We start from the raw sequence: 15054 nt of genomic DNA, 5'->3' as shown, positions 1-15054 counted from the left end.
CTTTCAGTTTTTGGGGGTCTTGGGTATCCAAGCCCAAACAAATTCACATTCGACCGGGTTCACGCCGGCTTCATCCGTCACCACCACCGCCACCGTGACTTCGCCCTTGGGCTCGGTCGCCATGCTGTGACGCTGGGCCTCGCTGAGGCGAGCCTCGGCGCGCAGAGCACCGGTGGCGCGCTTCTTGAAATCCACTCGCATGGACTTGCACAGCGGCAGGCAGTCATCGCGCACATTCATGCCCACCACCATGCCCGTGGCCGTTTCGGCCAACAAGCTCATGGCAGCGGCATGCACGCCTTGGATGTGGTTCTGCACCGGGCGGCGATTGGCAATGCGGATGTCCGACTGAGACGGCGTCAAGGCCACAAAGTCCAGGCCCGCCGTGCCAGTGAAGGGCACGGCGCGGCGCAGCGCGAAATTGCGCGCGGCCGGGCGCAGCACAGCGGGCAAGGCCTCCAGGCGTTGCAGCGTGCGAACCAGTCTGTTGGGTGCAGCCGAGGTCATCATCAGTCTCTGATCAACTCAGACTCAGTTGCGAACCGGCTTGCCGGTTTGCAGCATGCCCATGATCCGCTCTTGAGTTTTTGGGTTCTCAAGCAGCGAGCAGAAGTGCTTGCGTTCCAGCGACATCAGGTACTCCTCGCTGACCAGCGAGCCCGCCTCAACCTCGCCGCCGCACACCACATCGCCGATCAGGCTGGCCAGATAGAAGTCGTGCTGGCTGATGAAGCCACCGTCACGCATATTGGCCAGCTGACCCTTGATGGTGGCGATGCCCGAGCGGCCAGCGACCGGGAACAGGGCCTTCAGCGGCGGACGGTAGCCCGACTCGAACAGACCCTTGACCTGGGCACTGGCCACGTGCAGCAACTCGTCCTTGTTGGGCACGATCACATCGCTGTCCAGCAAGAAGCCGTTCTTCTTGGCTTCCAGGGCCGAGGTCGCCACCTTGGCCGTGGCCGCGGTGGTGAAACCGTCCTTCAGGAAGGCGAACAGGTCGACGCCGGAGTTGCCAGCGGCAGCCATCTCGGCCGCGCGGCGGGCGATATAGGTCAGGCCGCCGCCGCCGGGGATCAGGCCGACGCCCACTTCCACCAGGCCGACATAACTTTCCATGTGCGCAACACGGCGTGCGCAATGCACGGCCAGCTCGGCGCCACCACCCAGGGCCAGACCACGCATGGCAGCCACCACCGGCACCTGGGCGTAACGCACGCGCAGCATCATGTCTTGCAGCTTCTTCTCTTCCGGCGCGATGCCCTTGGCACCCGACTTCATGAAGACCGGCATCAGCGCTTCCAGATTGGCGCCGGCCGAGAAGACATCGTCCGGGCTCCAGATCACCAGGCCCTTGTAGCCTGCTTCAGCGATCTCGACGGCCTTGAGTAGGCCTTCGGTCACGGTCGGGCTGATCAGGTGCAGCTTGGCGGTGATGGAGGCGATGACCACCTCGTTGTCCAGCGTCCAAACGCGCACTTCCTCGTTCTTGAACAGCTCGGTGCCGGCCTTCAGAGGCTCGACCGCGCCTTCGCCGACCAGACGCTCCGGGAAGGCTTGACGACCATAAACCGGCAACTCAACACGGCCCTTGAACTTGCCCTCGGCCGCACTCCAAGAACCGTTGGCGCTGTGAACGCCGCCGTTCTCGGCCACCGGGCCTTCAAACACCCAGGCTGGCAGCGGCGCGCTCGACAAGGTCTTGCCTTCGGCGATGTCGGCAGCCACCCACTCAGCCACTTGCTTCCAGCCGGCGGCTTGCCACAGCTCGAAGGGGCCTTGTTGGGAGCCGAAGCCCCAGCGCATCGCGAAGTCGATTTCGCGGGCGGTGTCGGCCACGCTGGCCAGATGCACGGCCACATAGTGGAAGCTGTCGCGCAGGATGGACCAGAGGAACTGGGCCTGCGGGTTGCTCGATTCACGCAGCAGCTTGATGCGATCAGCGGCCGGTTTTTTGAGCATACGGGCCACGATCTCGTCGGCCTTCTTGCCGCCAGCGACGTACTCGCCGGTGGCGAAGTCCAGGCGCATGATGTCCTTGCCGACCTTCTTGTAGAAGCCGCCGCCGGTCTTTTGACCCAGGGCGCCCTTCTCGATCAAACCGGCCAAGACCTTGGGCGTGGCATAGGTGCTGTAAAAGGGGTCGTCCTTCAGGTTGTCCTGCATGGTCTTGACCACGTGAGCCATGGTGTCCAGACCGACCACGTCCGCAGTGCGGAAGGTGCCGCTGGAAGCGCGACCCAGCTTCTTGCCGGTCAGGTCATCGACCAGATCGACGGAGAGGCCAAACTTCTCAGCCTCGATCATGGTCGCCATCATGCCGGCGATGCCGACCCGGTTGGCCACGAAGTTAGGCGTGTCATTGGCGCGCACCACACCCTTGCCCACGGCGGTGGTGACGAAGCCTTCCAGCTGGTCGATCACTTCCGGACGCGTGGTCGGGGTGTTGATCAACTCCACCAGGTACATATAACGCGGTGGGTTGAAGAAATGGATGCCGCAGAAACGCGGCTTGATGGATTCCGGCAGCACTTCAGAGAGCTTGGTGATGCTCAGGCCCGAGGTGTTGGAGGCGACGATGGCGTGCGGGGCAATGAAGGGAGCGATCTTGGTGTACAGATCGAGCTTCCAGTCCATGCGCTCGGCGATCGCCTCGATGATCAGGTCGCAGTCCTTCAGCAGTTCGAGGTGTTCCTCGTAATTGGCTTGCTGAATCAGCGCGGCATCGGCCACATCACCCAGCGGCGCGGGCTTGAGCTTCTTCAGGCCGTCGATGGCCTTGCTGACGATGCCGTTCTTGGCGCCTTCTTTGGCGGGCAGGTCAAACAGCACCACCGGCACTTTGACGTTGACCAGATGCGCAGCGATCTGCGCACCCATCACGCCAGCGCCGAGCACGGCGACTTTGCGAACTTGGAATCGACTCACGGACTTCTCCTAAAAATCAAAGGGAGCCCAGCTCTCGGCAACACGCGAGGCCGGCTCCGGGGAATCACAAGGGCTTATTCGGCCCGCACCCAAACCTGGGTGCGGTAGAAGAAACCGATATAGCCACGCATCTCCAGCTTCTTGCCACCGTCGACGGCCTTCAAGCGGGTTTTGTAGGTCTTGCCATTGTTCGGGTCAAGAATCTCTCCGCCCTCCCAGTGCGACTTGTCATCGCTGTCCTGCTTCACACCGCGGATGATCTGCATGCCAGTGACCGGCTTGTCCTTGCGGTCATCGGTGCACTTGTCGCACTTGGCATCTTGCTTGGCGGGATCAAACACCTTCTCGATCGTGCCGGTCAGCACGCCACCGTTTTCGGTGATGCGGACCAGCGACTTCTCAGTCTTGCCATCGTCATCAATGGTCTTCCACAGACCCACCGGGCTGGCCTGAGCCATGGCAATAGTGCTAACGAGGCTCAAAACAGCAGCGGCAACAAAAGATCTCATGGTGTCTCCAATTAGAAGTTTGAGTGGGCCGTTTGAAAACAGCCCTTGTTGTACAGGATCTGGGGCTAACTCTTGATGAACTCTGACAGAACGGGGAATGACGCTTTGAAGGGCCGCCGCAGCGGCCGCCGGCTTTAGAACAACTCTTCTTCCATCTCCATCAGCGGTGCCAGGCCGGCGCGCGCGGTACGGATCAGGGTGGCCGTCTCGGGCAGCAGCTTCGCAAAATAGAAGCGGGCTGTCGAGAGCTTGGCGATGTAGAACTTGTCGCCGCTGTCCTTCTTGGCCAGCGCCACCTTGGCCATGCGGGCCCAGAAGTAGGCGAAGGTCAGGTGACCGACCACACGCAGATAGTCAACGGCGGCGGCGCCCACTTCGTCAGGGTTGCCGAAGGCCTTCATGCCCAGCTCGGTGGTCAGCTTGGTGACCTTGTCGCCAATGTCGGCCAGCGGGTTGATGAACTCCTGCATGGCCTCATTGGTGCCCTCTTCTTCAACGAAGGCAGCGATCTTGGCGCCGAACTTCTTCAACTTGGCGCCGTTATCACCCAGGATCTTGCGGCCCAACAGGTCCAGCGACTGAATGGTGTTGGTGCCTTCATAGATCATATTGATGCGGGCATCGCGCACGAACTGCTCCATGCCCCACTCGTGGATGAAACCGTGGCCGCCAAACACCTGCATGCAGTGCGAGGTCGAGATCCAGCCGTTGTCGGTGATGAAGGCCTTGATGATGGGCGTCAGCAGCGAGACTTCGGCCTCGGCTTCCTTGCGCTCGTCTTCGTCGTCCGAAGCCAGGGCGCGGTCCAGCGTCATCGCCACATAGGTGGACAGCGCACGGCCGCCTTCCGCATAGGCACGGGCGGTCAGCAGCATCTTGCGCACATCGGGGTGCACGATGATGGAGTCGGCCGGCTTCTCAGGCGACTTGGGGCCGCTCAGGGCGCGCATCTGGATGCGGTCCTTGGCGTATGCGGCGGCGTTTTGATAGGCCACTTCGGTCAGACCGAGCGACTGGTTGCCGACGCCCAGGCGGGCGGCGTTCATCATCACGAACATGGCGGCCAGGCCCTTGTTGGGCTGACCGACCAGGGTGCCGACAGCGTCTTCCAAGACCATCTGGCAAGTCGAGTTGGCGTGGATGCCCATCTTGTGCTCGAGGCCGGCACAGAAGATGCCGTTGCGAGCACCAATGCTGCCATCCGCATTCACCAGGAACTTGGGCACGATGAAGAGCGAGATGCCCTTGGAGCCTTCGGGCGCGTCCGGCAGGCGGGCCAGCACCAGATGGACGATGTTCTCGACCATGTCGTGCTCACCGGCCGAGATGAAGATCTTGGCGCCGGTGATCTTGTAAGTGCCATCGGCTTGCGGCACGGCCTTGCTGCGCAGCAAGCCCAGGTCGGTACCGCAATGCGGTTCGGTCAGGCACATGGTGCCGGTCCACTCGCCACTGGTCAGCTTGGGCAGGTAGGTCGCCTTTTGCTCGGGCGTGCCGTGGGCATGCAAGCACTCGTAAGCGCCGTGGCTCAGGCCGGGATACATGGTCCAGGCCTGGTTGGCCGAGTTCATCATTTCGTAGAAGGACTGGTTCACCACCAGCGGCAGGCCTTGGCCGCCGTACTCGGGGTCGCAGCCCAGCGCCGGCCAGCCACCTTCCACGTACTTGGCATAGGCTTCCTTGAAGCCCTTGGGCGGCGTCACCTCATGGGTGGTTTTGTCCAGCTTGCAACCCTCGGCGTCGCCGCTCAGATTCAAGGGCGCCAGCACCTCGGCCGCAAACTTGCCGCCCTCTTCCAACACCGCATTGATGGTGTCGGCGTCGATGTCGGCATGCGCCGGCAACATTTTGAGTTCGTCGACCACATTGAGCACTTCGTGCATCACAAATTGCATGTCGCGCAGTGGGGGGTTGTAGATCGGCATGTCTTGCTCCAGGTTGAACTTGGTGAAATCAGGACCGCTTCTTGGCGGCGGCCCCTGTTTTTGGTTTTGGGGTGACGCGGGCGGCCTCGACGCCCAGGCCCTCCGCGGTGGCGTAGTACTGAATCGTGCGCTCGAAGCCGAGGCTGGCGCGGGATACGGCGCCGGGGTTGCGCATGAAGCGTGCGTCGTGGTGCAGGGAAAGAATCAGGCCGTGCAGTTCGAACAAAATCTGCTGCACATCGGCATCGGCGTGCAAATGACCGGCTTCTTGCGCCAGCACGATGGCTTTGTGCAGGGCTGCGTGCCAGGCTTTGACCATGGCCACCAAGGCATCGCGCACCGGGCCGGGCCGGTCGTCAAACTCCACCGCGCCGCTGATATAGATGCAGCCCGAGTCGATTTCGACCGACACCCGCCGCACCCAGCGCTCGAACAGCGCCCGCAGCCGCGGCAGGCCGCGCTCTTCCCGGATGGCGGTGAAGAACACCTCTTCCTCAAACTTGGCGTGGTACTCCATCACCACGGCAATTTGCAATTCCTCGCGTGAGCCGAAATGGGCGAACACGCCGGACTTGCTCATCTTGGTCACATCGGCCAAGGCGCCGATCGACAGTCCCTCCAGCCCCATATGCGAAGCCAGCCCCAAGGCCGCTTCCAAAATGATGGCTCGGGTATGCTGGCCTTTCTGCAAGGAACGCACCACCCGCGCAGGCTTGACCCCAGGCTCGGAGGCCAGTCCAACTTTGGGGTTTGAGGATGCAGACAGGGACACAGGCGTTTTCCAGACTTCGGCAGTGGTGCAATAATAAAACGAACGATCGTTCTATTTTGCAGAAAGCTGGAGAGACTTGTCCAAATATTTGGCATGATTTTTAGGCGCAAAGCCCTAGAAACCGATGCCCGGCCACCCGCCATGCCGCGGGAGAGCAAAGAGTCTGAGGGCGTGGCATGACAGGTTGTTGACGCCGCTGCTGCTGTTTCTTTCCCGGCGCATCGCCTTGAGAACGCCCTTGAGTCACGACGCACTATTGAAGTACGCTGCGGCTTGGAGGTCTACACCGTGGATGTGCTTCAACTGGATATCTCTGGTCGGCCGCAAGCGTGGATCACGACCCGAGAGGCCGCCGTCATCTACGCCAACGACGGCATTGCCTGGACGCTGGGCGACCCCTGCCATGTCCTGCGCGGTGGCATGCAACGGCGTACCGGCCTGCAGTCGCGCATTGAGGTGCACCCCATCATCGCCGTGCGCGGCGCCGTGCCCAGCCGAGCTTGGCGGCACTCGCCGGCCTTGTCGAATGCCAAACTCTTTGCCCGTGATCGTTATATGTGCGCCTATTGCGGCCACAGCTTCCGGCCCGATGACCTGACCTGTGAACACATTCACCCCAGTTCGCGCGGCGGCGCCGACAGCTGGATGAACTGCATCACCGCCTGCCGCGGCTGCAATGGCCGCAAGGGCAACCGCCTGCCCGAAGAAGCCCATATGAGCCTGCTCTACCTACCCTATGTGCCCAGCCTGCACGAGGACATGATTCTGCGCGGCCGTCGCATTTTGAGCGACCAGATGGACTTCTTGCTCGCCAGCGTGCCTCGCAGCAGTCGGCTGCACGCCTAAAGCCGGGCTCGAGCCCGCCCATGGCCGGGCCAGTAGCGTGAGGCGCTCCCCTAGGTATCAAACGGCAAGACTTGACCCCAGGGGGCCAGTCGGGCGTCAACGGCGTCACAATTGACTCCGTTAGTTGGCTAATCGCAAGCCAACCCCGGAGAACCCACATGACATTGAAGAAGTTTGCCCTTGTTGCCTGTATGGCTGGCGTGGCCGCCTTGAGCGCCTGCTCCACCTCGAACCCCGACGTGATCTCCCGCCATGACGCCCAGCGCATGTCACAAGTTCAAGACGCCACCCTGCTGTCGGTCCGCGCCGTCACGGTGGATGGCTCGCAAAGCGGTGTCGGCGCGGTCGCCGGCGGTGTTGTCGGCGCCGTCGCAGGCTCCAATGTCGGCGGCCGCACCGAAGGCCAAATCGCGGGCGTGCTGGTCGGTTTGGCCGGCGCCGCGGTCGGCAATGCCATCGAGCGCAATGTCACCAAGGAAGAAGCCGTCGAGATGTTGGTGCAATTACGCAACGGTGAGCGCCGTGCCATCGTGCAAGCCAAGGGCGGCGAAACACTGCTCCCCGGCGACGCCGTCATCCTCGTCACCAGCGGTGGCAAGACTCGCGTGATGCGCGCACCAGCCGTCACTCCCAGCGACAAGAACTAAGCCCGACGGGGCGCGGCGCCACCGCCGCACCGCGCCCAGTCCGGACTTTGGGCTAAGGCCAATGCGCCTTGAGCCTACGACCTTCACCTAGGTCCTACGGCAGCGCCGAGTCCCCTCGCCTGCCCCAACGGCACAACCTCTGTGCCTTGCACCCGACAACTAACGCGCGAAAGTTCCCCCATTCCTCGCGCTTGCTTGCTAAATTAGGCCCTTATCTCGGTTTTCCCAGTCTTTGAGATTGCGGAAACTGGCACTCACGCATCGTTTTGATGTCGAGTCACGACGTTCAAGCCCGCCCATCGCGGTGCTTAGAAAGGCTGTGAATGAGTTGTCGTTCGGGGGGTGACTTGGGGCAGAGTCAAAAAGCAATTCGCCTAGGGCCGCTGAAGCTGCGCATGGAAATCATGCTGCTGCTGCTTTGCGCACTCGCCCTCGCCTCGATCTGGCAACAGCAGTGGCTGGGCCTCGCCGCCGCGGCCTTCAGCGCCGCCATCCTGTGGGCCGCGCTGAACCCTTCACACGGCCCAACAAGCTCCAACAACGACACCAGCCCCCCAGCAGCCGAGGAGCAAGCCTCCCCCGCAAGCACAGCGCAGACCGGCGTCGAGCTGATGGCCGACGCCATCATCCCCATCTGGAGCCGCCAACTGGCGGCCATCCAAGCCAGCGTGCAGTCCGGCACCGTCGAATTGCTGACTTGCTTTTCCAGCGTGCTGGGACTGCAGGACCAATTGAGCGGGCAGATCCAGTCGCTGTCGGCCGAAGGGCAAAACCCACAGGCGCTGGAACAACTGACGCAGTTGGGCCAAGAGATTCAGACCCAGTGCGAAAACGCCTTGCACGGGCTGCAGTTCGGCGACCGCGTCTCGCAAATGGTCGACATCCTGCAACAAAACACCGAGCGCTTCAGCCAACAACTGTCCCAGATGAGCCAGGCCCAAAGCGCCGATGTGCAGGCCTGGTTGAGCGCGCTGGAAGCCACCTACACGACCGATGAACAGCGCCTGTTTCACCACGGTCAGCCGCAAGAACCCAAACATGACAACGTCGAATACTTTTAACTTTTCCTTCGCCAGTTCCGGTACGTCAAGCAAGCAAAGAGGCACACATGAGTAAAACAATTTTGGTCGTCGATGATTCGGGCAGTTTCCGCACCGTGGTGAAACTGGCCCTGCAAAAAGCCGGCTACACCGTGATCGAAGCCGTCGACGGGCAAGACGCCGTCGGCAAGCTCGATAACGCCAAGATCAACCTGATCGTCTGCGACGTCAATATGCCCAATATGGACGGTCTGAGCTTCCTGAAGCACGTCAAAACCTTGGCAGCCTACAAGTTCACGCCGGTCATCATGCTGACCACCGAGTCGCAGGAAGCCAAAAAGGCCGAAGGTCGTGCGGCCGGCGCCAAGGCCTGGATCACCAAGCCCTTCCAGCCCTCGCAGTTGGTGGACGCCGTCAATCGCTTGTGCGTTTGATCGAATCATTGTTCGAACGGCCCTCGACCAGGGCTCAGGGAGCAAGCCATGCCGGACCCCGTTGAAGCCGACGCAGCGCTGAGCCTGCCGCTCGGCCCCGAGCTGACAATCGCCCAGGCCGCCGCGCAGCACGACATCTTGCTGGATGCCTTGCAGCGCCTCGAGTCCGGTGTCCTCCGGCTCGACCTGAGTGGTGTTAGCGACTTCGACAGCTCGGCCATCCAGCTGCTGCTGGCCACGCGTCGCAGCCTGCAGGAGCGCGCCGCCGAACTGCAGTTGCACCAGCCCAGCCCGGTCGTCGTGGCGGCCCTGCGCAGCTATGGGCTCGACACCACCTTGCAGCCGCTGCGCGCCAGCGCCGCAGCCAACTCCAGCGAAGGATAGCCATGTCCATGAACGATGACGACGCCGAGATCCTGGCCGTTGCCCGGGCCGGCTTCCTGGACGAAGCGCAGGAGATGCTGCGCCAGTTCGAACAAGGCTTGCTGGTGTTGGAAAACGACCCGGCCGATTCCGAAAGCCTGAATTCGGCCTTCCGTGCGGCCCACACCATCAAGGGCACGGCCGGCATGTTTGGTTGCGAGGCGGTGGTCACCTTCACCCATGAAGCCGAGACCCTGCTCGAGGCGCTGCGCGCCAATCAGCGTCAGTTGGACGATGACGTCATGGGCGCCCTGCTGGAAAGCCGCGACCAAATTGAATTGCTGCTCGGCGAGGTGCGCAGCGGCGAGAACGACCCCGACATCGCCGCCAGCAGCGCCGCCCTGGCGGCCCGCCTGCGTGCGCTGCTGGGCCAGCCCGAAGCCGCCGCCGCGCCGCGCGCACCGGTAGAGGCCGAGGCCGCGCCTACAGCCGCCGAGACCGCCAGCAAGACCTGGCACCTGTCGCTGCGCTTCATGCAAGACGCGCTGCGCAACGGCCTCGACCCGCTGTCCTTCATCCGCTATCTGAGCACGCTCGGTAAAGTGACCGCCATCCGCACCCAGACCGCGGCCATCCCGGCGCTCGACGCCTTGGACGCCGAGGCCTGCTACCTCGGCTTTGAGCTGCGCTTTGACAGCGAAGCCAGCCACAAAGAGATCGAGCAGGTTTTTGAATTCGCCGTGGATGACAGCGATGTGGTGATCCTGCCGCCGGGCTCGCCGCCGGCCGCTTTCGAAGATCTGGCCACCAAGCGCTGCGCCGAAGACGCCGAGGCGCGCGCCGCCCTGTTTGCCTGCTGGCGTGAAATGGGCATGCACTTTGAGGTGCGGCTGGAAATCGCCGGCGCACCGGCCGGCGAGGCTCCGCCGGTGGTGCCGCATATCGAGCGCCGCGCGGCTGCAGCCGAAGACACCGGCAAGCGCGGCAGTGACCGCCGCAGCGGCGAGGGCGAACGCCGCACGGGCGGCCGCGACCGCCGGGCCGGCGACGAGACCCGCTTTGTGCGGGTGCGTGCCGACAAGCTCGACAAGCTGATTGACCTGATCGGTGAACTGGTGATTGCCGGCTCCGGCGCTCAAATGATTGCCCACCAGGAAGGCGCCGAAGTCTTGCTGGAAGCCACCCAGCGGGTCATGGATCTGGTGCAAGAAACCCGCGACGGCACCTTGGCGCTGCGCATGGTGCCCATCGGCGAGACCTTCGCGCGCTTCCAGCGCGTGGTGCGCGACGTCTCCAAGCAACTGGGCAAGGAGGTCGATCTGGTCGTCACCGGTGGCGACACCGAGTTGGACAAGTCCATGGTCGACGCCATCGCCGACCCGCTGATGCACCTGGTGCGCAACAGCATGGACCACGGCCTGGAAACCTATGACGAGCGCCTCGCCACCGGCAAGCCACCGGCCGGCCGTCTGGCACTGAACGCCTTCCATGAGGCTGGTTCGGTGGTCATTGAGGTCAGCGACGATGGCCGCGGCCTGGCGCGCGAGCGCATCATCAGAAAGGCGGTTGAGCGCGAGCTGATCGCCGAGGGTCAGGTCTTGTCTGACCACGAGGTCTGGCAGCTGATCTTCCAGCCGGGCTTCTCCACCGCCGAGCAGGTCACCGATCTGTCGGGCCGTGGCGTTGGCATGGACGTGGTGAAACGCAGCATCGAAGCGCTGCGTGGCACCATCGCCCTGACCAGCCAGGTCGGCCATGGCACGCTGACACAGATTCGCCTGCCGCTGACGCTGGCGATGATCGACGGCTTCCTGACCATGGTCGGCGGCGTCAACTATGTGCTGCCACTGGCGGCGGTGTCCGAGTGCATCGATGTCCCGTCCGAATGCGCAAAGCAGAGCGACCGCGTCAGCGGCACCTTTGACCTGCGCGGCGAAATTCTGCCTTGGCTCGATCTGGCGCGCTTCTACGGCATCAGCGCCCAAGGCCATGAGGTTGAGCACAGCCGCCGCCGCAGCGTGGTGGTGGTACGCGACGGGCCGACCCGCATCGGCCTGATCGTCGACCGCTTGCTGGGCGAGCACCAGACCGTCATCAAACCACTGTCCGGCATCTTCCAGCATCTGAAGGCGCTGGCCGGTTCGACCATTCTGGGCTCGGGCGAGGTAGCACTTTTGCTGGATGTATCAGGGCTGTTTGCCGCCGCCATTCGTGACGGCAAGAGCGCTGGGCCGACGCAGAGACAGAGCATCAGCAACCCATAAGTGAGTCAATCGACGTGATCAACGCAAACACTCGAGATCAACATTGAGCAGCGGCGATCAACCTCCACCTCAGGGATGAGATAAAAAATGGACAAGATCCTTCGCAGCATCAAACTGTGGCAAAAATTTGCCATTCTGGGCTTGGTCGCGCTGTTCTTGGCGGGCATGCCGGCCAGCCTGCGCCTGAAAGGGCAATTGGCGGACATCGACACCGCCAAGACCGAATTGCTAGGCTTTGGCCCACTGGCCGATGCGACCCTGCTCGAGCGCAAGCTGCAACTGCACCGAGGTCAAACCGTCCAGTGGCTGGGCGGCCGGATCGAAGCAGAGGCAGACCTACGCCGCCTGCGCGAGGAACTGAAGCCGCTGTTCGAAAAACTCAAGCTCACGCTGGATGCTGACCCCATCTTCAAGACGCCGGCTGATTTACTGAAAGAAAGCAAAGAGGTTTTCGACGGCTTGTTGGCTGCCCTGGATAAGCGCGAACTGTCACCCGATGACAACTTCGCCCTGCATGACAAGGCGATCCACGAAATGCTCGAAGTGATCTCCGCTATCGCGGATGCCTCGGGACTGATACTGGAACCCGATCCCCTCAACTATTTCCTCGTCACCACAGTGGCCGAGAGGCTGCCCGACTTGGCCGAAAACCTGGGTGCAGCGCGAGCCATCGGTACCGACATGTTGGTCTCCAAGGACTACAGCGCCAAGAACCGTTTCATGCTCGCCGCCCAGTTGAAAACCGCAGCCAATACACATGACCGGGCGATTGAGCAACTCGAGAAAGCCACAGCGCTTTCAGAGCCGATGAAGAAAGCCCTGGCCAGCGCCGTCAAAGCCAGCGGCGAATCACTGCAAAACTTCAGCCGCCTGGCCCAGGCTGAGCTGGTTGTCGCCGACAAGCCCAGCATTGGCATGGCCGAATTCTTCAAGCAAGGCAGCTTGGCCGTTGACGCCCAATATCAATTGATGGAGTTGGGCCGCACGACCCTGAATGACTCGGTCGAGCAGCGCCTAGCCGGCTTGCGCAGCAATACGCGCTGGGAAATTGGCAGCTTCGCGCTACTGGTGGCCGTCGCGGCGGCGCTGGCGCTGGCCATTTCTCGATCGGTGACTCAGCCGCTTGAGCATGCGGTCGCGGCCGCCGATGCGGTCGCCGACGGTGACCTCAATTTCGAGATCCAAGCTCGTGGCCGTGATGAGGCCGCTCGTTTGCTGAATCGCTTGGCCTTGATGCAAACCAGCCTGCGCGCACGCGGTCTGGCCGACGCAGCGGCCTTGGCCGAAAACGGCCGCATCAAACAAGCACTCGATGTCTGTTCGACCAATGTGATGATTGCCGACTCCGAGCTCAACATCATCTATATGAACCGCTCGGTCACACAGATGCTGCAAGGCAATGAGGCCGAGCTGAAGAAGGCACTACCTAACTTCAATGCCCGTCAGTTGATCGGCGCCAATATCGATGTCTTCCACAAGAACCCGGCGCATCAGCGCGGCATGCTGGCCAGGCTGCAGACCGAATACAAGACGCAGATCAAGGTCTCCAGCCTGGACTTTGGCCTGATCGCCAATCCCATTGTTGACGCAGCCGGCAAGCGCTTGGGCACCGTGGTCGAATGGCGCGACATGACGCAAGAGTTGGCCGCCCGCGCGCGCGAACAGGCCTTGGCGGCCGAGAACGCGCGCGTCAAGCAAGCGCTGGACATCTGCTCCACCAATGTGATGATCGCCGATCCCGAAGGCAACATCATCTACAACAACAGCTCGGTCGCGCAGATGATGCAGCGCAACGAGGCCGAGCTGCGCAAGACCTTGCCGCAATTCAATGCGCGCGCCATCGTCGGTAGCAATTTCGACCAATTCCACCGTAACCCCTCGCACCAGCGCAATCTGCTGGGCAGCCTGAAGGGCGAGTACAAGACCGAGATCAAGGTCGCCAGCCTGACCTTCTCCTTGATTGCCAACCCTATCAACGACAGCCAAGGCCATCGCCTGGGCACGGTGGTTGAGTGGAACGACCGCACGCTGGAAGTGGCGGTCGAGAACGAAATCGGCAGCATGGTCGACAAGGCCACGCAAGGCGACTTCTCGCACCGCGTCGCACTCGAAGGCAAGGCCGCTTTCTTCAGGATGCTGGGCGAGAGGTTCAATTCCTTGGTCGAGACCGTCAGCGGCACCATCCGTGAGGTGCGCGTCGCCGCCGACCAACTGAGCGGCGCGTCCGATCAGGTTTCCCAGACCTCGCAGAGCCTGTCGCACTCCGCTTCGCAGCAAGCCGCCAGCGTCGAACAGACCACCGCCTCGTTGCAAGAAATGGCGGCCTCGGTGAAACAAAACGCCGACAGCGCCAACGTCACCGACGGCATGGCCACCAAGGCGGCTCGCGAAGCGATGGACGGAGGCGCGGCGGTTGGCCAGACGGTGGATGCGATGAAGCAGATCGCCACCAAAATTTCCATCATTGACGACATCGCCTACCAGACCAATTTGCTGGCCTTGAACGCCGCAATCGAAGCCGCCCGTGCCGGCGAACATGGCAAGGGCTTTGCCGTGGTGGCGGCCGAAGTTCGCAAGCTGGCCGAGCGCAGCCAAGTGGCCGCCCAAGAGATCGGCACCTTGGCCAGCAATAGCGTTAGCTTGGCCGAAAAGGCCGGCACGCTTTTGAGAAATATGGTGCCCTCAATCCAGAAGACATCGGAGCTGGTGCAAGAGATTGCCGCGGCCTCGGGGGAGCAGTCGCAGGGCGTATCCCAAATCGGCAGCGCGATGAATCATCTGTCCACCGCCACGCAACAGACCGCCTCTGCCTCGGAACAATTGTCGGCTACGGCCGAGGAGTTGTCGGCCCAGGCCACGCAATTGCAAGAACAAATGTCCTTCTTCAAATTGGCCGATGACCACAGTGCTGCGGGCAATCACAGTCGCCGGACAGGGGTCCATCTGCGCCAAACCGGGCCGCGCATGTCCGCCACATTCCAAACCAGTTTGGCGGATCACTAACTTAACAAAGAGAGCAAACCATGGCCTTCACCAGTTTGAATGTTGGACAGCAGCCAAGCGCGGCGTTTGCGCTGCTGTTGGCGCATCTGATGGCTTGCGTGGGCTTCGCGTTCTACAAGGTCAAGCAAGCCAATCAGACACTGAAGCTCATGGTGCACGCTGTGCACAAGAACACCGCGCTGATCCATCACATGTCGGAGTCGGCGCACATCGTGCGAGGCGTCATCCGCGACCAGACTTTGCTGATTGATGCCGCGGCCATTCGAGACAGCCAGAACAAGAAATCTTCTTCGCAAGCGAGCCGCTAGCCCAAGACGGCGCCG

Annotated in this window: 13 protein-coding genes; 8 read left to right on the top strand and 5 right to left on the bottom strand. The window is 62.3% G+C overall.

Annotation, left to right across the window (positions count from 1 at the left end; translation table 11 throughout):
• Positions 1-3 precede the first annotated feature (3 nt).
• From WG899_RS12880 to WG899_RS12860, 5 genes are all read right to left on the bottom strand, one after another.
• Positions 4-507 (bottom strand): DUF4442 domain-containing protein, encoded by a 504-nt coding sequence (locus tag WG899_RS12880; RefSeq protein WP_263538340.1) that lies wholly within the window; start codon positions 505-507, stop codon positions 4-6.
• A gap of 24 nt (positions 508-531) precedes the next feature.
• Positions 532-2928, bottom strand: a complete 2397-nt coding sequence (locus WG899_RS12875) for a 3-hydroxyacyl-CoA dehydrogenase/enoyl-CoA hydratase family protein (RefSeq protein WP_339596048.1) — start codon at positions 2926-2928, stop codon at positions 532-534.
• A 74-nt stretch (positions 2929-3002) separates the two neighbouring features.
• A complete protein-coding gene (locus tag WG899_RS12870) occupies positions 3003-3437 on the bottom strand; it encodes a DUF2147 domain-containing protein (protein ID WP_339596047.1) in 435 nt (144 codons plus the stop codon).
• A 134-nt stretch (positions 3438-3571) separates the two neighbouring features.
• Positions 3572-5362, bottom strand: coding sequence for an acyl-CoA dehydrogenase C-terminal domain-containing protein (locus tag WG899_RS12865; RefSeq protein WP_339596046.1), 1791 nt, complete (start codon positions 5360-5362; stop codon positions 3572-3574).
• Between the two features lie 28 nt (positions 5363-5390).
• On the bottom strand, positions 5391-6098 hold the full coding sequence (locus WG899_RS12860; protein ID WP_339596086.1) for a TetR/AcrR family transcriptional regulator: 708 nt from the start codon (positions 6096-6098) through the stop codon (positions 5391-5393).
• A 324-nt stretch (positions 6099-6422) separates the two neighbouring features.
• Between WG899_RS12860 and WG899_RS12855 the strand changes: the two genes are divergently transcribed.
• From WG899_RS12855 to WG899_RS12815, 8 genes are all read left to right on the top strand, one after another.
• Positions 6423-6980, top strand: coding sequence for an HNH endonuclease (locus tag WG899_RS12855; protein ID WP_339596045.1), 558 nt, complete (start codon positions 6423-6425; stop codon positions 6978-6980).
• Positions 6981-7138: 158 nt separating this feature from the next.
• Positions 7139-7627, top strand: a complete 489-nt coding sequence (locus WG899_RS12850; RefSeq protein WP_339596044.1) for an outer membrane lipoprotein — start codon at positions 7139-7141, stop codon at positions 7625-7627.
• A 395-nt stretch (positions 7628-8022) separates the two neighbouring features.
• Positions 8023-8688 (top strand): hypothetical protein, encoded by a 666-nt coding sequence (locus WG899_RS12845; RefSeq protein ID WP_339596043.1) that lies wholly within the window; start codon positions 8023-8025, stop codon positions 8686-8688.
• Between the two features lie 47 nt (positions 8689-8735).
• Positions 8736-9101 (top strand): response regulator, encoded by a 366-nt coding sequence (locus WG899_RS12840; RefSeq protein ID WP_339596042.1) that lies wholly within the window; start codon positions 8736-8738, stop codon positions 9099-9101.
• A 48-nt stretch (positions 9102-9149) separates the two neighbouring features.
• The gene (locus WG899_RS12835) at positions 9150-9485 is read left to right on the top strand and encodes an STAS domain-containing protein (RefSeq protein WP_339596041.1); all 336 of its coding nucleotides are present in this window, start codon (positions 9150-9152) and stop codon (positions 9483-9485) included.
• 2 nt (positions 9486-9487) lie between these two features.
• A complete protein-coding gene (locus tag WG899_RS12830) occupies positions 9488-11728 on the top strand; it encodes a chemotaxis protein CheA (RefSeq protein WP_339596040.1) in 2241 nt (746 codons plus the stop codon).
• An 87-nt stretch (positions 11729-11815) separates the two neighbouring features.
• Positions 11816-14731, top strand: coding sequence for a methyl-accepting chemotaxis protein (locus WG899_RS22380; RefSeq protein ID WP_444718843.1), 2916 nt, complete (start codon positions 11816-11818; stop codon positions 14729-14731).
• Between the two features lie 20 nt (positions 14732-14751).
• Positions 14752-15039, top strand: a complete 288-nt coding sequence (locus WG899_RS12815; RefSeq protein WP_339596039.1) for a hypothetical protein — start codon at positions 14752-14754, stop codon at positions 15037-15039.
• Positions 15040-15054 lie beyond the last annotated feature (15 nt).

Source organism: Paucibacter hankyongi (genome assembly GCF_037482915.1).
Classification (GTDB): domain Bacteria; phylum Pseudomonadota; class Gammaproteobacteria; order Burkholderiales; family Burkholderiaceae_C; genus Paucibacter_A; species Paucibacter_A hankyongi.
This window is presented reverse-complemented; position numbering and strand designations above follow the sequence as displayed.

Bases quoted from the DNA above. Each gene is read 5' to 3' on its own strand.
- WG899_RS12870 (WP_339596047.1), bottom strand. From the start codon at position 3,437: ATGAGATCTTTTGTTGCCGCTGCTGTTTTGAGCCTCGTTAGCACTATT.
- WG899_RS12840 (WP_339596042.1), top strand. From the start codon at position 8,736: ATGAGTAAAACAATTTTGGTCGTCGATGATTCGGGCAGTTTCCGCACC.
- WG899_RS22380 (WP_444718843.1), top strand. From the start codon at position 11,816: ATGGACAAGATCCTTCGCAGCATCAAACTGTGGCAAAAATTTGCCATT.
- WG899_RS12850 (WP_339596044.1), top strand. From the start codon at position 7,139: ATGACATTGAAGAAGTTTGCCCTTGTTGCCTGTATGGCTGGCGTGGCC.
- WG899_RS12845 (WP_339596043.1), top strand. From the start codon at position 8,023: ATGGAAATCATGCTGCTGCTGCTTTGCGCACTCGCCCTCGCCTCGATC.
- WG899_RS12865 (WP_339596046.1), bottom strand. From the start codon at position 5,362: ATGCCGATCTACAACCCCCCACTGCGCGACATGCAATTTGTGATGCAC.
- WG899_RS12815 (WP_339596039.1), top strand. From the start codon at position 14,752: ATGGCCTTCACCAGTTTGAATGTTGGACAGCAGCCAAGCGCGGCGTTT.
- WG899_RS12835 (WP_339596041.1), top strand. From the start codon at position 9,150: ATGCCGGACCCCGTTGAAGCCGACGCAGCGCTGAGCCTGCCGCTCGGC.
- WG899_RS12830 (WP_339596040.1), top strand. From the start codon at position 9,488: ATGTCCATGAACGATGACGACGCCGAGATCCTGGCCGTTGCCCGGGCC.
- WG899_RS12880 (WP_263538340.1), bottom strand. From the start codon at position 507: ATGACCTCGGCTGCACCCAACAGACTGGTTCGCACGCTGCAACGCCTG.